Genomic DNA, 18,717 nt, shown 5'->3' on the forward strand with positions numbered 1-18,717 from the left:
AACATCCTCCATGCCACAAAACAAAAATAATGTGGCACAAGAACATCTATTTACACACTATCGAGTTCTCAAAGAACACACACCCACCAGCACCAACCCACACACTCGCGGACCGAACTCCAGTGAACTTGAATATCTGCCGACCGTTTCGGGCCAACTCTTCCAGTCTAGCCTCACCCCGCTCTGCAGTGCAAATCGGCGTATCGGCGGCAACCGGACCCACCAACACCACCACCGGCATCTCGCGACCCGGTGAAGAAGTTGGAGGGAGTTTGTCCTTCGCGGCCTGGCCGCTCGGACTCGACATAAGTTACGCACAACCGCGCCGGATGACAAATCGCCTGGTCAGACGTTCGCGCCCGGCACGTCGGAGGAGGGGACCTGACCTTTCGGGTGGCTGAACGACCCGATCAGGCAGTTCTCGAGGGTTCGAAGCGGTCCTAGCGTCGACAGCATGACGATCGCCGATCTGCACCGCACGTTCACCCTCGATTCGGTGAGCGACGGTGCGCTCGTCCCGGTGCTCAGCGCCATGGCAGCAGCCGGAGATCTCGACGGACAGCGCGGGTTCGAGGAGGCGATGGTCCGCGTCATCGAGACCTGCGGCGACAGTCCCGCCGACGGATGGCACGCCTTCTACGTCAACTCGCTGGCGGAGTTGCGCGCCGGCACTGTCGAATTCGCGCGGATCCATCGGCAGGCGCTGTCGTTGCTCTCGGGTTCCAGCGTGCTCGAGGTCGGTTCGTGCTTCGGGCTCTTCGCCCTGCAATGCGTTCAGGACGGGCATGTGGTCGACGCCTGCGACATCTGTCCTGGCGCCGTGGAACGACTCGCACACGAGTCTCTCCGTCTCGGCCTGCCGCTGACTCCGCGCATCGGCGACGCGCGAGCACTCCCCTACCCCGACCGCTCCGTCGACACGGTGACTCTGATTCACCTCCTCGAGCATCTCGAACCCGGCGATGTCTCGGCGGCGATCGCCGAAGCTGTCCGTGTCGCACGTCGACGAGTGGTGATCGCGGTGCCTTTCGAGGACGAACCGTCCGAACACTTCGGTCATCTGGTGAGCCTGAGCGAGGAGGATCTGCTGACGTGGGCGGCCCCGTGGGTCCGATGCGGTGTGCGGGCCACTGTGTTCACCGACTGCGGCGGTTGGCTTGTTCTCGACGTCGCCCCCTGCTCCGACTCCGGTCAGATCAAGCCGCGTTTGCTCGCTACATAGACCGCGTCTGTCCGGCGGCTCACTCCGAGCTTCCGGATGACGTTGCGGATGTGGAACTTGACCGTCGATTCCGAGATGTAGAGCGCCGCACCGATCTGCCCGTTCGACTCTCCCTGCGCCAGGTGACGGAGCACTTCACGTTCGCGGTCGGTCAGTTCGGCCGACGGATCGTGTCCTCCCGCCATCGTGCGAAGCACACTCGTCGCGCTGCGGGGATCGAATGCGCTGCCACCGGAGGCGACCGCCCGCACGGCCCGTACCAGCTCCGTCGTGTCGACGTCTTTCACCACGTACCCGCGTGCGCCGGCGCGGACCGCTCGGATCACAAGGTCGTCATCGAGAAACGTGGTGAGGACCAGCGTGGCGACGTCGGGGTGACGACGTGTGATCTCACCGACCAACCGAAGACCGTCGTAGTCCGCGCCCGCAGTGAGTTTGAGATCGACCACCACGACGTCCGGTCTGCTGATCGCGACTTCGGCGAGCGCAGATTCGTATGAGTCGGCCTCGCCGACGACGGTGACATCCTCCGACCGACCGAGCAGAGCCCGGAGACCCTCCCGCAGCAGCGCGTGATCGTCGACGAGAACCGTGCGGATGGCCTGTTCGTGTGTGGTCATGGACGCTCCTCTGCAGGTGAGGGCACAGATGCCGCGATCCGAACGCCCCCGAGTCGGGATCGTCGGATCGAGAACGAGCCGTGGTGTTCGAAGGCTCGGGAAGCCATGTTCGCGAGTCCCCGGCTGCGGCCCTGGGCGATGTCGCCGCGCTCGGCGGACCGGAGGACCGAGCGCAAGACGGATGGATCCCCGATCCCGTCGTCGTCGACGCGCAGGCGAACCCCCTCCGAGTTGTACTCGAGGGTGACGGCCACACGGGACGGATCGGCATGGAGCGCTGCATTGACGAGTGACTCCCCCACGATCCGCAGGACAGCGTGCTGGACGTCGCCTGGCAGCTCCCGAACGCGGCCGCGCACCGACACGCTCGTATCGACTCCTGGCGGCATGTGCAGACCGCACAGTTCCTCGAGGGTGTCCGCGATGCTCGACGACGGTTCGCTCGGTTGAGTGAGGGTGAAGATCGCGCCGCGGAGGTGCTCCATGGCGTCCCGGCTCAGACGGACAGCCTTTTCCAGATGATCTGCCCCGGCCGGGCTCACCTCGCCGCGGCACAACTCCATCTGAAGTCCAGCCGATAGAACTGTCTGCCCGACGGAGTCGTGGAGTTCGCGCGCGATCCGGGCACGTTCGGCGCTGAGCAGCGCGTAGCGCTGCACTGCCGACAGTTCGCGTTGCGTCTGCACGAGTTCGTCATTTCGTTCGGCGAGTTCCTCTGCTCGTTGCTGAGCCTGGAGGAACAACGAGGAGTTGACGAGCGCAACGGTCGCCTGACCGGCGAGAATCCGTAGAACCGTGAGGTCCGACGGATCGCCCCGGCGGTCGCCGCTCGTCCAGGCGGACAATCCACCGACCACCGCGCCGTCGAGTTCGACCGGCACGTGCACGTGATGGTCGTCGACGATCGGCGCGTGCAGCACGGTGACTTCACCGCGGAGCACATCGTTGAGCCGATTCAGCACCGGATCGGGAAGCCCGGTGGGCGGGGTCGCTATCGTGACTCCCTCGAAGGCGAGGATCTCGCCGTCTCCGTTCGCGATCAGGTGCCGCGGCTCAGTCCCCGACAACTGTCCGTCGGCCAGCGCGAACAGCACCCACTCGGCGTCGAGGTGGGTTCGCACGGTCTCCACAACCGCGACGAGCAACGTCTCCGGGCCCGCCGCTGTCTGAACGAGTGCTTTGGAGATTCCTTCGAGCGCCATCATCACGCGATTGAGACTCGCCTCGCTGCCGCGGTACTGCGCGTAGTGACCGCCCTTGACGGTGCGCAGCCCGACGAGGGAGGCCAGATCGGGATCGATGGGCGAGCTCACAGCGCCTGCCGATACAGGTCGGCGATCTCCGCCTCTTCCGGGCGGCGCGGGTTGGTGATCATGCACGAATCGGCGAGCGCGTTCGTCGTGAGGAGGCCTACGTCGACGGTCTCCACTCCGAGCGGCCCCAGAGTGTCGGGCATGCCGACCCGCGCACCGAGTCGGGCCACCGCGTCGGCGAGACGGTCGGCGACTGTTCGGGGATCACCGCTGGTGGAGAGCCCGACGGCGTCGGAGAGGCGGACGAAGTCGTCTGCGCACACGAGCGCGTTGTAACGGATGACGTGCGGGAGGAGGACGGCGTTGATCGTTCCGTGCGGAGCGTCGCAGTGTCCGCCGACCGGGTGACTCATGGCGTGGGTGGCACCGAGGATCGCGTTGGTGAACGCCATGCCCGCGCGCAGCGACGCCAGTGCCATCTCCTCGCCTGCCACCGGATCGGTCCTGTCGTCGACGAGCCGCTCGAGATTCGCCCACACCCCGGTCAGCGACTCGAGGGCCAAAGCATCGGTGAGACTGCCGTGTGCCAGCGACACATACGCCTCAATGCAGTGGGTGAGCGTGTCCATACCGGCCTGCGCCGTCACTTCGGGCGGTGCGGTGGTGAGCATCGTGGGGTCGATCACCGTCACGTTCGGCACGAGAGTCCGCCCGATGATCGTGACCTTGGTGCGCCGGTCGGGGTTGTTGACGATGCAGAACTGCGACACATCCGCCCCGCTGCCTGCGGTCGTCGGCACCACCACCAAAGGGGGCAGCGGCCGTCGTGCCTTGTCGATGCCCTCGTACTCGAGGATCAGTCCACCGTTCGACGCGAGGACGGCGATCCCCTTCGCGGCGTCGATCACCGATCCGCCGCCGACGGCGACGATGCCGTCTGCGGCGTGCGTCTGGTACGCGCTGAACCCTTCGGCGATCTCATGGGCCCTCGGGTTCGGGGACACCCCGAGGTACGACCCTGATTCGAGCCCCTGCCCGCGAAGATCGGCGACGAGCCGCTCGTACCAGGGGGTCTGCTCGATCTTGCGGTCGGACACGATGAGCGGCCGCTGGATCCCGAGCCCAGCGGCCGCGATGGCCGCCTCGGGAAACGCTCCCCGGCCGAGCACGATCTCCGGCGTGTGGAACTTGGCCACCGTGGCTGCACGCCGACGCCCGAATTCGCCGTCGCTGGTCACCGGCCGTCCACCTCCTCCTGCTGACTCACGACGCTACCGTCCTCATCCGAGGGCGGCACCGAGTTCGTCACACCGAGTCAGGATCTCGGCGCCGTCACGAGCGCTGACAACGCCCGCGCAATGCTCCTCGTAATCGTCCAGGGCGCAACCGGTCTGGCCCCAGTAGCGGGACGGCTCGGGAGTGAGCCACGCCACCCGGTGTGATCGTCTCGCCAGGTCGGCGAACAGGTCGACGCGAGGATCGAATGCATTGCTGCGAGCGTCCCCCACCACCAGGACGCTGGTACGGCGAGACACCAGGTCACCGAACACGTCGAGGGTCTCCGTCCAGACTCTCCCGTAGTCGCTTGTCGCGGCCAGGTCGAGCCCGTCGGCGGCGAGGACTGCGGCGAGCGCATCGTCCGACGACGCCGAGCGAAGGGCCGACGTGACCAGGACCGGTCGATCGACGAATGCGATCACCTCGCACCGGTCGCCGAACCTGTGCAAGGTCTGCGCAAGTCGAAGAATGAAGCCCGCGACCGGCCGTACCGACAGCGACACGTCGACCATCACCAATAGACGGACCGGGCCGGGCACCACGCGTCGACGCCAGAGTTCCACCGGAACTCCATCGGTCGCGACTGCGGACCGCATGGTGGCACGCATGTCGAGTCGACCGCGGTCGGTGAGTCGGGGCACGCGTCGAGGCGCGCCTCGCATCCGCTGCACCAGTCGGTGACAGGCACGGTCGATGTCGGCCTGGTCACGGTGAACCCGCGACTTCGGGTCGACTGCGTCTCCCGCACGTGCATCGCTCGTGGCCTCGAGACGGTCGGACAACGCGGCGACGAATCTCGCGAGCGCCTCCCGCAGCGAATCGCGTTGTCGCTGATTCAGGACAGCGTCGTCGACACCCTCGGCCTGGTACGCCGCTCTGCCGTCGCTTGCACCGAGCGCACGGAGCAGACCCGCCGCGTCGGCCAGTGACAGTGATCCGCTCTCCACTCTGGCACCGGTGCCGACGAGCTCACCGACATCGGCCGCGGACGCGTGATCCACGTCGATCGTGTACGTCGCACCGCTGCCGACCGTCGACGATTCGGTCGCGACCTGGAGCTCCTCCGTGCCGGACGACACCGAGAAGTCGTCGTCCTCGCGATGTGAGCTCTCGCCGGTCCGCTCACGGGCGTCCGGATCGTCGATCATCAGCGCACCGATCTCCTCGGTGTGCTCGTCGGCGCCGATCATGCGCCCCGCGCCGACGAAATCGTCGTCCCAGTCGACGTCGTCGGGGAGATCGTTCGCGACGCTCCTCATCACCGCCGGGTTCGGATCCGACTCCGGCGGCTCACCGAGATCGAAGTAGACGTCGAAGGCGATCTCGAACAACGGCCTCTCGTGCGCGTACTTCACGCTCACCGCGCGCAGCGCACAGCGGAGGCGCTGGAGGTCCGAGGCGCCGATGAAAGCCAGCACCCGCCGGACCTCGATCACCTCCGCGGGCGACGCCGGGATCCCGACATGGCGCAGAGCCCGTCCGAAGGCGACAGCCAACTCGTCGAGGACGCCCGGCGTCAGCGCTGTGATCATCCCCGCGCTCCGACCCCCACGCGAGACCGACCCGCACCGAACGCCGCCTCGGTCGACGTGCCCACCGTCCGGCTCGTCGATCGCGACGGCGCGGCCAGGCTGCGCCGGACCTGGTCGAGGTCGGTGCCGAACTTGACGAGCAACGACATCAGCGCGCCGTCAGCACTGGTGTCGACGTCGCCGTCGGCACCGGTCAACAGCGCCGACGCCCGGGCCGCGTCGATCACTTCCGCGATCGACGGGCTCTTGCGCAGAGGCAACTCACGGAGACGCCGTGCGAGGTCGACGACATCGCTGACGATCTCAGCAGGCACCTCCGGCGCACGCACCGCGACGATCTGCTGTTCGCGTTCCGCCGTCGGATAGTCGACTTGAAAATGCAGACACCGCCGTTTGAGGGCAGGTGACAACTCGCGGGTGTCGTTGGACGTCAGGATCACCCACGGTTCCGACCGTGAGGTGAACGTTCCGAGTTCGGGCACGGTCACCTGGCGTTCGGCGAGCACTTCGAGCATCACCGCTTCGACTGCCTCATCCGTCCTGTCGATCTCGTCGACGAGCAGGACTGTCGGCGACGGTGACAGGATCGCCGCCAACAGCGGCCGCGGCACCAAGAACTCCTCGGTGTACACACCGACATCGGTCCGGGCCAGTGCCGCAGACGCAGCGGCCAGCGTCTTGTGCGTCGACAGTTCCTCACTGATGCGGTCGCGGAGCATCTGCACATGCAGCAGTTGGCGTGCGTAATCCCACTCGTACAGGGATCGGGAATCGTCCAGCCCCTCGTAACACTGCAGTCGAATCAACTCCCGACCGGATGCTGCGGCAAGGGCCTTGGCGAGTTCGGTCTTGCCCACCCCGGCGGGCCCCTCGAGAAGGAGGGGCCGACCGAGGAGGGTCGCCAGGTGCAACACCACTGCGAGGTCCGGTTGGATCAGGTATCCTTCCCCTGCCAGCGCATCGGTGAGGTCGTCGGCGGTGTCGAAACCGTCGACGGGTCCGGCGTCCACGTTGATCATCGGGTCAGTAGCTTCCGGTCATGGCGTGACGGATCATCGGCAACTGCGACTCGACCGTGCACTCGCGCGGGTTGGCCGGCGTGCACCAGTCGCCCATCATGTGCTCGGAGATCGTGCGGACCATCTCGTCCGACGTGTCGATCTGGGTTCCGCGGCCTTCGTACAGGCCCGTGTTCATTCGATTCTTCTGGTAGCTCTCCGGTCGGACCGATCCGAAGTTGTCCGGGATTCCCAGGTCCTTCGACAGCCGGATCGCGGCGTCGACGGCCGAGTCTGCAGCCTGGACGGTGGTCATGTTCCGGGTGTCGACGCCCAGAAGGGGCGCCATCTCCGCGAAGCGCTCGTAGCGGGCCGGAAGGTTGTACTCCCAGACGCGAGGGAGGGCGATCGCGTTGTTCAGGCCGTGATGCAGATCGAAGTAGGCGCTGACGGCGTGCGACATCGAGTGGATCTGGCCGAGACCACCCGAATTGAACGCCTGCGCGGCGATGTACTGGGCGTGCATCATGCCGGTGCGGGCCTCGAGATTGTGCGGGTCGTACACCGCGGTCGGCAGATGCTTCGCGATGAGTTCGATCGAGTACTTGGCGTTGCCGAGCGAAGGAGCGAAGTCCAGGCGCGACACCCACGGCTCACTGGCATGTGCGAGGACGTCGAAGCCGCAGTAGGCGGTGAACTCCTGCGGGCACGAGTAGTACAACAACGGGTCGTCCATCGCCAGATCGACGAGGCAGGTGTCGTCGAAAGCCACCCACTTGTGGGGCTTCTCCATATCGGAGGTGTCTGTGATGACGTACGCCCAGGACGTCTCCGAACCGGTGCCCGCCGTGGTCGAGACCGCGATGTGCTTCGGGTTCTCCTTATTCGTGGCCTTCGAGAAGCCCTCGAACTCGTTGATGTTCCGACCGTCGTGCGCGATCACCATGCGCGCGCCCTTCGCCGCGTCGTGGCTTGATCCGCCTCCGACGGAGATGATGCCGTCGCACTTCTCCGACTGGTAACGCGCCGCGGCGTCCATCGCGTTCGTGTCCTTGGGGTTCGACTGCACTTCGTCGAACAGGACGACGTCTACACCCTGGTACTCGATCTTGCCGGTCAACTCTTCGATGATTCCCGAGCCGCGCAGTCCCGTGGTCATCAGGAGTACGCGGGTCATGCCGAGTTCCTTCGCCTCGACGCCGAGCATGTCATGGGCGCCGACACCCAACTTGGCCTTGGGGAAGGGGTGGAACTCCTTGATCGGGAAATCCCAGATCTGATTCAGTTCGATTGCCATGCGGCTCAACTCCTGTGACTGTGGACTGTTGTCCCTCACAGCGTGTGCCCCACGTCACTGGGCCGTCCAGCGCTCCTGACCTGCAGCGCAGCGACTCGGTCCAGGCGATCAGGGCCCGACCTGTCCGATCGGACAGGTGCCCGCGACCCTCCCGTACAGGGATACGCGACGTCAGTCGCGGACGCGCTCGATCGTCCCGCCGAGCGTCCGCAGCTGATTCTCGAAGTCCGGGTAACCGCGATCGATGTGCTCGATGTCGTGCACCTCGGTCACACCGTCGGCGACGAGTCCGGCGAGCACAAGACCGACTCCTGCACGGATGTCGGACGACCACACCGGTGCGCTGGAGAGCGCATCCACGCCGCGGATCACCGCGTGGTGGCCGTCGGTGCGGGCGTCGGCGCCGAGACGGACCAACTCCTCGACGAATCGGAAGCGCGCTTCGAAGACGTTCTCGGTCACGACGGACAGTCCGTCGGAGATCGTCGCGAGCCCGATGGCCATCGGCTGGAGATCGGTCGGGTACCCGGGGAACGGCAGAGTGGCGGTGTTGACCGCAACCGGTCGCTTCTCCTGGACTACCCGGAAGCCGTCGTCGAAACGATCGACACGGGCGCCCGCGTCCTCGAACTTCTTGAGGACGAGTCGAAGGTGTTCGGGATCGATGCCCCGCACGGTGATGTCGCCGCGCGTCATGGCCGCTGCGGTACCCCACGTGCCCGCGACGATGCGATCGCCCACCACGTGGTGGGTCGTCGGGTGCAGAGCCTGCACTCCGGTGACGGTGAGCGTCGGGGTGCCTGCACCATCGATGACGGCGCCCATCTGCTGGAGCATCTCGCACAGGTCGACGATCTCTGGTTCGCGGGCAGCGTTCTCGATCGTCGTGACACCGTCGGCGAGGACCGCCGCCATGAGGATGTTCTCGGTTGCCCCCACCGACGGAAACCCGAGCGCGATCTCCGCCCCGTGCAGACTGTCGGCTTCGGCGACCACACATCCGTGCTCGATGGAACTCCGCGCGCCCAGCGCCCGGAGGCCGGCCTGATGCATGTCGAGCGGTCGCGAACCGATCGCGTCTCCACCGGGCAGCGCAACGACGGCCCGCTTGCAGCGAGCCATCAACGGACCGAGGACGCACACCGACGCACGGAACTGCTTCACGGCGTCGAAGTCGGCGTGGTACTCGGGTTCGGCAGGCGAATCGATCACGACGGTGTCACCGGTGATCTCCACGGTGGCACCGAGCCCACGAAGCACATCGGCCATCAACGGCACATCGGCGATCTCGGGAGCGTTTGTCAGAACTGTGCGCCCCTCCGCCAGAAGGGCCGCCGCCATCAGCTTCAACACGCTGTTCTTGGCGCCGCCGACGACAACTTCACCTACGAGACGTGCCCCACCGGTCACTAGATAGCGATCACTCACCGGCACAGTCTATCGGCAGGCGCGTAAGTTCCCTGTCATGGCAGTTCATCTCACACGCATCTACACCCGCACCGGCGACGACGGAACCACCGGCCTGTCGGACTTCTCCCGAGTCGCCAAGACCGACCTGCGGGTGGTCGCCTACGCCGACTGCGACGAGGCCAACGCAGCGATCGGTCTGGCCCTCACCGTGGCGGGCGAGGTGCCCGACGACATCGCGTCTGTCCTCACGACCGTCCAGAACGATCTGTTCGACGCCGGCGCTGACCTGTCGACCCCGGTCGTCGCAGAACCCGAGTATCCGCCTCTGCGCGTCGAGGCGTCGTACGTCGACGCGTTGGAGACCTGGTGCGACACCTTCGGCGAGGAACTCGAGCCGCTCGACTCGTTCATTCTCCCCGGCGGCACTCCCCTGTCGGCGTACCTTCACCAGGCTCGAGTGACTGTGCGGAGGGCAGAACGGTCAGCGTGGGCGGCCATCGACGGCCACCCCGACGACACGTCGCTACTTCCGGCGAAGTACCTCAACCGGCTTTCGGATCTTCTGTTCATCCTCGGACGGGTCGCCAACGTCCGGGCCGGAGTCGGCGACGTGAAGTGGGTTCCCGGAGGGGCTCGCGAACGCTGAGGCAGCGCTCACGCCGCGGGGCGCCGGCGCGCGCGTTTGGGTGATCGAGCTTCGATCCAGGATTGGAACGCCATGACGAGTTCCGGAGCCATCGCGATCTCGTAGCGACCGCCTTGGCCGCGGCGTCCGACAGCGAGTTCCACCACCACGACGTCGGCGTCCATGATCTCCAGCTCGGTGCCGGAGGGGCTTCGGCGGGCGACGACGTCGATGCGGCGCCGGGACAGGCTCAGCGTCGGTCCGGGCCGCAACGAAGACAGCCGGTAGTACACGAGTGCGTCGTCTGTGTAGTGAATGGCGCCATGACGCCAGCCTGCGTCAGCGGCCGCCGGCAGTTCGCGCAGCAGCATCGGCGTTCCTGCCGATCGCATCAGGCGGAGTCGGTACACGACCAGACTCACGCCGGCGACTCCGCCGAGCACGACTAGACAGAGAATCCACAACCACGGTGGCATATGCGCCTCCTTCTCTCGTCTCGTCGTCATCGAAGGTACGCGAAGAGCCGCCCTGCGGTGCAGGACGGCTCTTCGTCAATGGATCACTTCACAGATCTGACCGCTGTCAGCTCACGGCTTCCACGGCGCGAATACGGGACTTCGCGGTGAGGAACGCCTCGCTGCCCTCGGTTGCCGACTCCAGTGCGGCACGCTCTGCGGCCACGTCGATGTCGGTGGAGAACTGCGCGGACTCTGCGAGCACGGTCACCGTGGTGGCCGAGACGGACAGGAATCCACCCTGGACGGCGAGTGCCTTGCGAGCACCGCCTGCCTCCGTGAGGACCACGGCGCCGCCCGGGGCGAGTTCGCCCAGCATCGGCTCGTGGTTGGCCAGGATGCCGATCTGACCGACGGTGGTCTGTGCGCTGACGAACGTCGCCTCTCCGGAGTAGAGAGCGGCGTCCGGTGCGACCACGTCGAGACGGAAAGTCTTGTCAGACATCGCGGTCGACTACTTTCCGGCGATCTTCTCAGCAGCGGCGAGGACGTCGTCGAGTCCGCCACAGCTGTTGAACGCCTGCTCCGGCAGGTGATCGAACTCGCCCTTGCACAGGCGGTCGAACGCGTCGATGGTCTCGGCGAGCGGCACGACCGAACCGACCTGGCCGGTGAACTTCTCGGCGACCAGGAAGTTCTGGCCGAGGAACTTCTGGATACGACGCGCGCGGGCGACCGTGACCTTGTCCTCTTCCGAGAGCTCGTCCATACCGAGAATGGCGATGATGTCCTGCAGTTCCTTGTACTTCTGCAGGATCCGCTTGACCTCGTTGGCGACGCGGAAGTGCTCGTCACCGACGATCGACGCCTCGAGGATTCGCGAGGTCGAGGTCAGCGGGTCCACGGCCGGGTAGATGCCCAGCTGCGAGATCGGGCGCGAGAGCTCGGTGGTCGCATCGAGGTGCGCGAACGTGGTCGCCGGTGCCGGGTCGGTGTAGTCGTCGGCGGGGACGTAGATCGCCTGCAGCGAGGTGATCGAACGGCCCTTGGTCGACGTGATGCGCTCCTGGAGCTCACCCATCTCGTCGGCCAGCGTCGGCTGGTAACCGACGGCCGAAGGCATACGACCGAGAAGGGTCGAGACCTCGGAACCGGCCTGCGTGAAGCGGAAGATGTTGTCGATGAACAGCAGAACGTCCTGCTGCTGCACGTCGCGGAAGTACTCGGCCATGGTCAGGGCCGAGAGGGCGACGCGCATACGCGTCCCTGGGGGCTCATCCATCTGGCCGAAGACGAGGGCGGTGTCCTGAAGCACGCCCATCTCTTCCATCTCCAGGTGGAGGTCGGTGCCCTCACGGGTACGTTCGCCGACGCCTGCGAACACCGAGGTGCCGGAGAACTCGCGAGCGATACGGGTGATCATCTCCTGGATCAGAACGGTCTTGCCGACACCGGCACCACCGAACAGACCGATCTTGCCGCCCTTGACGTACGGGGTCAGGAGGTCGATGACCTTGATGCCGGTCTCGAGGATCTCCGTCTTGCCCTCGAGCTGGTCGAAGGCCGGGGGCTTGCGGTGGATGCCCCACTGCTCGCCGTCGCGACCGGTGCCCGGTGCGTCCAGGCAGTCGCCCAGTGCGTTGAAGACGTGGCCCTTGACGACGTCGCCGACGGGAACCGAGATCGGCTTGCCGGTGTCGACGACGGCAGCGCCGCGGACCAGGCCGTCGGTCGGCTGCATCGAGACGGTGCGCACCATGTTGTCACCGAGATGCTGAGCGACCTCGAGGGTCAGCGTCTTGGCGACAGCGGCGAGGGTGACCTCGGCGTGCAGGGCGTTGAACAGAGTGGGGATGGCGCCGCGCGGGAACTCGACGTCGACGACGGGGCCGATCACCCGGGCGACACGACCCGCGGTGGCCGTGGCGGCACCCGCGTTCGAGTCGGTGACTGCTGCAGTCATTGTTGTTTCACTTTCCTCGGTTGTCTTGTCGCGATCAGTTCGCCAGCGCCTCGACGCCGCCGACGATTTCGCTGATTTCCTGGGTGATCTGTGCCTGACGTGCCGCGTTGGCCTGCCTGGACAGGCTCTTCTCGAGCTCGTTCGCGTTGTCGGTTGCCGCCTTCATGGCGGTACGACGTGCGGCGTTCTCCGATGCAGCGGCATCGAGCAGGGCTGCGAAGATGCGGGACGCGACGTACTTGGGCAGCAGCGCGTCGAGCAGTTCCTTGGCCTCCGGCTCGAACTCGACCTCGGCCGAGACGTGTGCATTGCCGTTGTCGACGAGCATGTCGTCGCCCATCTGCAGCTGCTCGGTCTCGAACTCGATGTCGATCGGCGCCATACGGCGGACGATCGGCTTCTGAGTCAGCATCGACACGAAGCGCGTGTAGACCACGTGCAGTTCGTCGAAGCCCTCGATCTCGCCGCCCTGAGGCAGCGTGACCGACTCGTCCGAACCGGCGAGGAACGCGTCCACCAGGTGGTGAACGGCTGCCGCGCTGTCGGCGAATGCGGGCTGCTGCGAGAAGCCCGACCAACTCGCTGCGATCGGACGATCGCGGAACGTGTAGTACCCGATGCCCTTGCGGCCCATCACGTACACGACCGGGGTCTTGCCCTCGCTGCGGAGCAGCGACAGAAGCTCTTCGGTCTCCTTGAGCACGTTCGAGTTGTAGCCGCCGCACTGGCCGCTGTCGCTGGTCACGACCAGGACGGCAGCACGCTTCGGCGTCTCGCGAGCAGTCAACAGCGGACTGTCGAGCGACGAGCTCGCACTGGCCAGCGTCGTGACGACCCGCGTGATCTCCTCGGAGTAAGGACGCGCGGCAGCCACGCGAGCCTGTGCCTTGGTGATACGCGAGGTCGCGATCAGCTCCTGCGCCTTCGTGATCTTCTTGGTCGACTGGATCGACCTGATCCGTGAGCGCAGCTCCCGAATAGTGGCCATGTTACTTCTGCTTCTTCGTCACTCGGATCGTCTCGGACTCGACGTCCTCGGCAGCCAGAGCATCGGCCTCGAGCTCGACGACACGGCTGCCGTCGGTCGCGATGAAGCCTGCCTTGAAGTTGTTCGTCGCGGTCTCGAGAGCAGCCTTGTCGTCGCCCGAGAGCTTCTTGCCGCCCTCGATGTTCGAGTAGACGCCTGCGGCCGTGTGGTGCAGGTCGGCCAGCAGCTCCGACTCGAAGCGACGCACATCGGCGACCGGAACCGAGTCCATGAAGCCCTCACCACAGAGGTAGAGCGACACGATCTGGTCTTCAACCGAGACCGGGCTGTACTGGTCCTGCTTCAGCAGTTCCACCCAGCGGGCGCCGCGCTCGAGCTGTGCCTTCGAAGCGGCGTCCAGGTCCGAGGCGAAGGCCGAGAAGGCTTCCAGCTCACGGAACTGTGCGAGCTCCAGACGCAGCGAACCCGAGACGTCCTTGAGGCCCTTGGTCTGGGCGGCGCCACCGACACGCGACACCGAGATGCCGACGTTGATGGCGGGACGGACACCCTTGTTGAAGAGGTCCGACTCCAGGAAGACCTGGCCGTCGGTGATCGAGATGACGTTGGTCGGGATGAACGCCGACACGTCGTTGGCCTTGGTCTCGATGATCGGCAGTGCGGTCATCGAACCGCCGCCGAGTGCGTCGGACAGCTTGGCCGAGCGCTCCAGCAGACGCGAGTGCAAGTAGAAGACGTCACCCGGGTATGCCTCGCGGCCCGGCGGGCGACGCAGCAGCAGCGAGATGGCGCGGTAGGCCTCAGCCTGCTTCGACAGGTCGTCGAACACGATGAGGACGTGCTTGCCCTGGTACATCCAGTGCTGGCCGAGCGCCGAACCGGTGTACGGTGCGAGCCACTTGAAGCCGGCGGAGTCGGACGCGGGAGCTGCGACGATGGTGGTGTACTCCATCGCGCCAGCCTCTTCGAGGGCGCTCTTGACGCCTGCGATGGTCGAACCCTTCTGGCCGACTGCGACGTAGATGCAGCGAACCTGCTTCTCCGGGTCGCCGGTCGCCCAGTTGTCCTTCTGGTTCAGGATCGCGTCGATGCAGACCGCAGTCTTGCCGGTCTTGCGGTCGCCGATGATCAGCTGACGCTGACCGCGGCCGATCGCGGTCATCGCGTCGATGGCCTTGATACCGGTGGCGAGGGACTCCTCGACCGGCTGACGTTCGAGAACCGAGGCCGCCTGGAGCTCGAGGACGCGGTCGCCCTCCGACTCGATGGCGCCGAGGCCGTCGATCGGTGCGCCCAGCGGGTCGATGACGCGGCCGAGGAACTTGTCGCCGACCGGAACCGACAGCACGTTGCCGGTGCGCTTGACTTCCTGGCCTTCTTCGATGTTCTGCGAATCGCCGAGGATGACGGCGCCGACCTCGTCGAGATCGAGGTTCAGAGCCACACCGCGGATGCCGCCCTCGAACTCGAGGAGCTCGTTGGCCATGGCACCGGGCAGGCCTGCGACGTGAGCGATGCCGTCACCGGTGTCGGTGACAGTGCCCACCTCTTCGCGAGTGGCCTGGCCGCCCACTTCCTGGGTGTAACTTGCGATCGCGCTCCGAATTTCATCGGAGGAGATGGTCAACTCCGCCATTTTCCTGCTTCTCCTGGCTGTCTAAGTGATCTGGGAATCGTATGGGTTAGCGCAAGCCGCTGCGCAGCGTTGCGATCTTGCCGGACAGGCTGCCGTCGATGCGCTCATCGCCCACACGGACGACGACCCCACCGAGGAGTTCCGGATCGATGTCGACGTGCAGGGTGACCGGCGCGTCGTAGATGGCGGCGAGCTTCGCCGACAGCGCGGTGCGCTGATCTGCGGAGAGCTCCCCTGCACTGGTCACGTAAGCGACCTTGCGGCCGTTGCTTGCGGCGGCGAGCTGCGAGAGCTCGTCGATCGCGTCGCCCGGCAGGACGTCGGTGCGACCGACGCCGTAACCGGCCAGCTTCTCGGTGACCGTGTCGACCTTGCCGTTGATCAGCTTGCGAAGCAGGCCGAAGCGATCGGCGGCGCTGCGAGTGCGATCAGACAGAGCCTGTTCGAGGGCGTTGTCGCCCTTGACGATCCGAGCGAGGCGGAAGAGCTCCTCCTCGACGGTGTCGATGCGACCGGTCTCCTTGGCAGCGAACAGCAGAGCCTCGATACCGAGGGACTGGAGTGCGCGGACGAGGTCGGCGTCGCTCGACCAGTTTCGGGCCGCCGCCGACGAGACGACAGCGCGCGTGGTATCGGACACCTTGCCGGTCAGCACGGTGTCGGCGATCTTCGCACGCTCATCCGCAGCGGTGGCCGAGTCGGCCAGCGCGGTGCGCAGCGAGCGATTGTCGTTGACGGTCTCGGCGACCGACAGCAGTTCGTCGCCGACGGTCACCGAATCGGTGGCCGGTGCGGACGAACCGCGCAATGCGGTCTCCAGCTCGACGCGAGCCCCTTCGAGGGCTTCACGGCTAGACGCTGCGTACATCTATCTGCATTCCTTCTTCTCCGCTGGGCGAGGAGTCAGTGGGCGCGAGGGGCATGTCGATGCCCGCTCGCCGTCCCACATTCCTCACCGTCGCTGCCTGGATTACTTGGCGCTTGCCGCGTCGTCGAGCTCGGCGAGGAACCGGTCAACGGTTCCGGCCTGCTTGACGTCGTCCTGCAGCGAAGCTCCGACGAGCTTCTCGGCCAGGTCGACCGACATCTTTCCGAGGTCACCGCGCAGTTCGGAGACGACCTGCTGACGCTGCGCGTCGAGCTGAGTGTGCCCGTTGGCGATGATCCGTTCGCTTTCGGCGGTCGCCTGAGCCTTCAGATCCGCGATGATCTGGGTGCCCTGGTTGCGGGCCTCTTCGCGGATTCCGGCTGCCTCTTCACGAGCGCCTGCGAGCTGCTCGCGGTACGCCTTCAGCGACGCAGCGGCTTCGGCCTGCGCGGCCTCGGCGCGCTCGATGCCGCCTTCGATCGTGTCGCGACGCTCGTCAAGCACCTGGCGGTACTTCGGAATGACGAACTTCCAGAAGACGAAGAGAACGACAGCGAAGGCGACCAGCGACCAGGTGATGTCGTACCACTGCGGCAGCAGCGGATTCGGCGGCTGGTGTTCGCCGCCCTCTTCCGGCGTTGCTTCCGCCAGAATCATCAGTTCGTTGATCATTGAAGTCGTCTCTCGATCAGAAGATGAAGCCGGCGACGATACCGATCAGCGCCAGAGCCTCAGAGAGTGCGATACCGAGGAACATGGTGGTGCGGATCTGACCGGCCAGCTCGGGCTGACGGGCGATACCCTCGATGGCCTTGCCGGCGACGATGCCAACACCGATGCCGGGGCCGATGGCTGCGAGGCCGTAACCGATCGCGCCGAAGCCCTTACCGGTGATGGTCGAGTCTGCAGCCAGAGTCTGGGCGATGCTCATCTTGCGATTCCCTTTCTTAATGGCTCCTCGCCCGGTCGAGCGAGTGAGTCAGTTCGTGACGAATCCGGAGTGTCCCGGATCCGAGTTATTCAGTTGGTCGTTGGACAGCTCGGCGTCAGTGCGAGTCTGCGTGAATCGACTGGTCGATGTAGACGGCGGTCAGCAGCGCGAAGATGTACGCCTGCAGGCCGATGACCAGAAGTTCGAAGAACGTGAATCCGATTCCCGCGATCATTCCGCCGACACCCGCCAGGCTCCACAGGCCGCCCTTGGTGATCACGAAGAACTGCGTCGCCGAGAAGAAGAGGACCAGCATGATGTGGCCAGCGAGCATGTTCGCGAGAAGTCGGACAGTCAGCGTGAACGGACGCAGGATGAAGGTCGAGACGAACTCGATCGGGACCAGCAGGAAGTGCACGGGCAGCGGCACTCCCGGGAGCACGATCGACGACTTGATGAAGCCGAAGAACCCGTACTTGGAGATGCCGACCCAGCAGTAGGTGATGTAGGCGACGAGCGCCATGACCAGCGGCATGCCGATGCGCGCGTTGGTCGAGATGTTCAGGAACGGAAGGATCGACGTCAGGTTGAGGAAGATCGTCGCGAAGAAGATCGAGGCGATGATCGTCAGGAACTTGCGGCCGTTCTCCTTGCCGAGGATCTCTTCGGCGATGTTGATCCGGACCCAGTCGAGCATGCTCTCGGCGACGTTCTGCGCTCGGGTCGGCACGACCTTCGGACTGCGCATCGCGATGAGGAAGCCACCGGCTACCAGCACAGACACGATGACTCGGATGAGCATGAGGCGGTCCATGCCCCACCACTCGGGGTTGGGCTGGTTTCCACCGAACAACATCACGGGATAGAAATCCCACAGTGTCGGCGCGTGGAATTCGTCTCCAGCTGCGAGGATGGCGCTCAGCGTTCTCTCCCGTTCTCGGGCCCACCGACCTCACGGTCTGCGGGGGTCCTACTGTCATTTGGCGATTCGGACATCGCTGTACGGCGCACGTCACCTGAATCTGCCTGCGTGCAGCAGATTAGCAAGTCTTGACCTTCGGCGGCGAATCAGGAACGAGCCGCGTGGCGGTTCGTCGTCCTACTATCGAGTGTAGTAGCTGCTCAGGGTAGCCACAGTGAGGGTGGTCACACCTACTGGGCAGTAGTGCCGTCGGAGTCTGTATATGTCTGTCGGGTCGACATCACACCCCACAGCTCGGCGCCGAGGACTGCGATGATGGCGCCGATCAGCGTCGTCGCGAGTGCGCCCTTGTGGTAGAAGTCCATGTCCTTGATGAGGGCGGTCACGGCGATCGCGGCGACGACCTTCACCAGGTATGACCCCATCAGAGCGCCCATGACGACCGCAGGCAGTGCGTTCCGCGTCAGGAGGATCGTGATGACCGTGATCAGAATGAATGCTCCGCCGATCCCCGCGCCGATTAAGACGCCCCACAGCCCGGGCGTCCCCTTCCAGGGCCAGAAGATCAGCAATCCGGCGACCAGCAAGACACCGAGCCCGGTGACGCCGTACTTCAAACCGTTCCAGAGGGGCGCAGCCGGATCGTCCCATTCATGCTTCACGGTCGGCTCGTCCGCTGGGGATTCGTCGGCGGGCGAGTTCTCATCATTCACAGACAC

19 protein-coding genes are annotated in these 18,717 nt (G+C 65.5%); 2 read left to right on the forward strand and 17 right to left on the reverse strand.

Going from position 1 to position 18,717, the window contains the following annotated elements:
- Positions 1-454 precede the first annotated feature (454 nt).
- On the forward strand, positions 455-1,222 hold the full coding sequence (mftM, locus tag WFK36_RS14480; RefSeq protein WP_336792549.1) for a mycofactocin oligosaccharide methyltransferase MftM: 768 nt from the start codon (positions 455-457) through the stop codon (positions 1,220-1,222).
- Here mftM and WFK36_RS14485 read toward each other — a convergent pair.
- The 7 genes from WFK36_RS14485 to murA all read right to left on the reverse strand — a co-directional run bounded on the left by WFK36_RS14485 (position 1,192) and on the right by murA (position 9,628).
- A complete protein-coding gene (locus WFK36_RS14485; RefSeq protein ID WP_336792550.1) occupies positions 1,192-1,842 on the reverse strand; it encodes a MadR family response regulator transcription factor in 651 nt (216 codons plus the stop codon). The genes mftM and WFK36_RS14485 overlap by 31 nt on opposite strands.
- Positions 1,839-3,155 carry a MadS family sensor histidine kinase gene (locus WFK36_RS14490; protein WP_008381469.1) on the reverse strand — a complete coding sequence of 439 codons (1,317 nt, stop codon included), beginning with the start codon at positions 3,153-3,155 and terminating at the stop codon, positions 1,839-1,841. The genes WFK36_RS14485 and WFK36_RS14490 overlap by 4 nt, the downstream gene beginning before the upstream one ends.
- On the reverse strand, positions 3,152-4,333 hold the full coding sequence (locus tag WFK36_RS14495) for an iron-containing alcohol dehydrogenase (RefSeq protein ID WP_008381470.1): 1,182 nt from the start codon (positions 4,331-4,333) through the stop codon (positions 3,152-3,154). The genes WFK36_RS14490 and WFK36_RS14495 overlap by 4 nt, the downstream gene beginning before the upstream one ends.
- A 42-nt stretch (positions 4,334-4,375) precedes the next feature.
- Entirely contained in the window at positions 4,376-5,905 is a 1,530-nt protein-coding gene (gene madC / locus WFK36_RS14500; RefSeq protein ID WP_336792552.1) for a MadC family VWA domain-containing protein, read from the reverse strand.
- A complete protein-coding gene (locus tag WFK36_RS14505) occupies positions 5,902-6,924 on the reverse strand; it encodes a MadB family AAA-type ATPase (protein ID WP_336792553.1) in 1,023 nt (340 codons plus the stop codon). The genes madC and WFK36_RS14505 overlap by 4 nt, the downstream gene beginning before the upstream one ends.
- Positions 6,925-6,928: 4 nt before the next feature.
- Positions 6,929-8,200, reverse strand: a complete 1,272-nt coding sequence (mdo, locus tag WFK36_RS14510) for an NDMA-dependent methanol dehydrogenase (RefSeq protein ID WP_336792554.1) — start codon at positions 8,198-8,200, stop codon at positions 6,929-6,931.
- A gap of 171 nt (positions 8,201-8,371) precedes the next feature.
- The gene (murA, locus tag WFK36_RS14515; protein ID WP_008381477.1) at positions 8,372-9,628 is read right to left on the reverse strand and encodes a UDP-N-acetylglucosamine 1-carboxyvinyltransferase; all 1,257 of its coding nucleotides are present in this window, start codon (positions 9,626-9,628) and stop codon (positions 8,372-8,374) included.
- Positions 9,629-9,665: 37 nt separating this feature from the next.
- On the opposite strand from murA, the gene WFK36_RS14520 reads away from it, so the two are divergent.
- Positions 9,666-10,256, forward strand: coding sequence for a cob(I)yrinic acid a,c-diamide adenosyltransferase (locus WFK36_RS14520; protein WP_336792555.1), 591 nt, complete (start codon positions 9,666-9,668; stop codon positions 10,254-10,256).
- Between the two features lie 8 nt (positions 10,257-10,264).
- On the opposite strand, the gene WFK36_RS14525 is transcribed toward WFK36_RS14520, so the two are convergent.
- From WFK36_RS14525 to WFK36_RS14570, 10 genes are all read right to left on the reverse strand, one after another.
- Complete coding sequence (locus tag WFK36_RS14525; protein WP_008381482.1) at positions 10,265-10,711, reverse strand: DUF2550 domain-containing protein; 447 nt, start codon at positions 10,709-10,711, stop codon at positions 10,265-10,267.
- Positions 10,712-10,817: 106 nt separating this feature from the next.
- Positions 10,818-11,195, reverse strand: a complete 378-nt coding sequence (locus WFK36_RS14530; protein WP_008381484.1) for a F0F1 ATP synthase subunit epsilon — start codon at positions 11,193-11,195, stop codon at positions 10,818-10,820.
- 9 nt (positions 11,196-11,204) lie between these two features.
- Positions 11,205-12,653, reverse strand: coding sequence for a F0F1 ATP synthase subunit beta (atpD, locus tag WFK36_RS14535; protein WP_336792557.1), 1,449 nt, complete (start codon positions 12,651-12,653; stop codon positions 11,205-11,207).
- A gap of 34 nt (positions 12,654-12,687) precedes the next feature.
- Positions 12,688-13,641 carry a F0F1 ATP synthase subunit gamma gene (locus WFK36_RS14540; RefSeq protein WP_336792559.1) on the reverse strand — a complete coding sequence of 318 codons (954 nt, stop codon included), beginning with the start codon at positions 13,639-13,641 and terminating at the stop codon, positions 12,688-12,690.
- Position 13,642: 1 nt separating this feature from the next.
- Positions 13,643-15,277 carry a F0F1 ATP synthase subunit alpha gene (atpA, locus tag WFK36_RS14545; RefSeq protein ID WP_336792560.1) on the reverse strand — a complete coding sequence of 545 codons (1,635 nt, stop codon included), beginning with the start codon at positions 15,275-15,277 and terminating at the stop codon, positions 13,643-13,645.
- Between the two features lie 46 nt (positions 15,278-15,323).
- Entirely contained in the window at positions 15,324-16,145 is an 822-nt protein-coding gene (locus WFK36_RS14550; protein ID WP_008381492.1) for a F0F1 ATP synthase subunit delta, read from the reverse strand.
- Between the two features lie 102 nt (positions 16,146-16,247).
- Positions 16,248-16,817: a F0F1 ATP synthase subunit B gene (locus WFK36_RS14555; RefSeq protein WP_008381493.1), complete on the reverse strand. Its 570-nt coding sequence runs from the start codon at positions 16,815-16,817 to the stop codon at positions 16,248-16,250.
- A 16-nt stretch (positions 16,818-16,833) separates the two neighbouring features.
- On the reverse strand, positions 16,834-17,076 hold the full coding sequence (locus WFK36_RS14560) for an ATP synthase F0 subunit C (protein WP_008381495.1): 243 nt from the start codon (positions 17,074-17,076) through the stop codon (positions 16,834-16,836).
- A 115-nt stretch (positions 17,077-17,191) separates the two neighbouring features.
- Positions 17,192-17,932, reverse strand: coding sequence for a F0F1 ATP synthase subunit A (gene atpB, locus WFK36_RS14565; RefSeq protein ID WP_085950684.1), 741 nt, complete (start codon positions 17,930-17,932; stop codon positions 17,192-17,194).
- Positions 17,933-18,228: 296 nt separating this feature from the next.
- Positions 18,229-18,717 carry a Cg1360 family ATP-synthase-associated protein gene (locus WFK36_RS14570; RefSeq protein WP_008381498.1) on the reverse strand — a complete coding sequence of 163 codons (489 nt, stop codon included), beginning with the start codon at positions 18,715-18,717 and terminating at the stop codon, positions 18,229-18,231.

The sequence above is a fragment of the Gordonia malaquae genome, assembly GCF_037148075.1.
GTDB classification, from domain to species: domain Bacteria; phylum Actinomycetota; class Actinomycetes; order Mycobacteriales; family Mycobacteriaceae; genus Gordonia; species Gordonia malaquae.

Excerpts from the sequence above, each read along its gene's own strand:
- atpB (WP_085950684.1), bottom strand. The coding sequence starts at position 17,932 with ATGTTGTTCGGTGGAAACCAGCCCAACCCCGAGTGGTGGGGCATGGAC.
- WFK36_RS14505 (WP_336792553.1), bottom strand. The coding sequence starts at position 6,924 with ATGATCAACGTGGACGCCGGACCCGTCGACGGTTTCGACACCGCCGAC.
- WFK36_RS14555 (WP_008381493.1), bottom strand. The coding sequence starts at position 16,817 with ATGATCAACGAACTGATGATTCTGGCGGAAGCAACGCCGGAAGAGGGC.
- mdo (WP_336792554.1), bottom strand. The coding sequence starts at position 8,200 with ATGGCAATCGAACTGAATCAGATCTGGGATTTCCCGATCAAGGAGTTC.
- mftM (WP_336792549.1), top strand. The coding sequence starts at position 455 with ATGACGATCGCCGATCTGCACCGCACGTTCACCCTCGATTCGGTGAGC.
- WFK36_RS14525 (WP_008381482.1), bottom strand. The coding sequence starts at position 10,711 with ATGCCACCGTGGTTGTGGATTCTCTGTCTAGTCGTGCTCGGCGGAGTC.
- WFK36_RS14540 (WP_336792559.1), bottom strand. The coding sequence starts at position 13,641 with ATGGCCACTATTCGGGAGCTGCGCTCACGGATCAGGTCGATCCAGTCG.
- WFK36_RS14530 (WP_008381484.1), bottom strand. The coding sequence starts at position 11,195 with ATGTCTGACAAGACTTTCCGTCTCGACGTGGTCGCACCGGACGCCGCT.
- atpA (WP_336792560.1), bottom strand. The coding sequence starts at position 15,277 with ATGGCGGAGTTGACCATCTCCTCCGATGAAATTCGGAGCGCGATCGCA.
- atpD (WP_336792557.1), bottom strand. The coding sequence starts at position 12,653 with ATGACTGCAGCAGTCACCGACTCGAACGCGGGTGCCGCCACGGCCACC.
- WFK36_RS14560 (WP_008381495.1), bottom strand. The coding sequence starts at position 17,076 with ATGAGCATCGCCCAGACTCTGGCTGCAGACTCGACCATCACCGGTAAG.
- madC (WP_336792552.1), bottom strand. The coding sequence starts at position 5,905 with ATGATCACAGCGCTGACGCCGGGCGTCCTCGACGAGTTGGCTGTCGCC.
- WFK36_RS14520 (WP_336792555.1), top strand. The coding sequence starts at position 9,666 with ATGGCAGTTCATCTCACACGCATCTACACCCGCACCGGCGACGACGGA.
- WFK36_RS14485 (WP_336792550.1), bottom strand. The coding sequence starts at position 1,842 with ATGACCACACACGAACAGGCCATCCGCACGGTTCTCGTCGACGATCAC.
- WFK36_RS14550 (WP_008381492.1), bottom strand. The coding sequence starts at position 16,145 with ATGTACGCAGCGTCTAGCCGTGAAGCCCTCGAAGGGGCTCGCGTCGAG.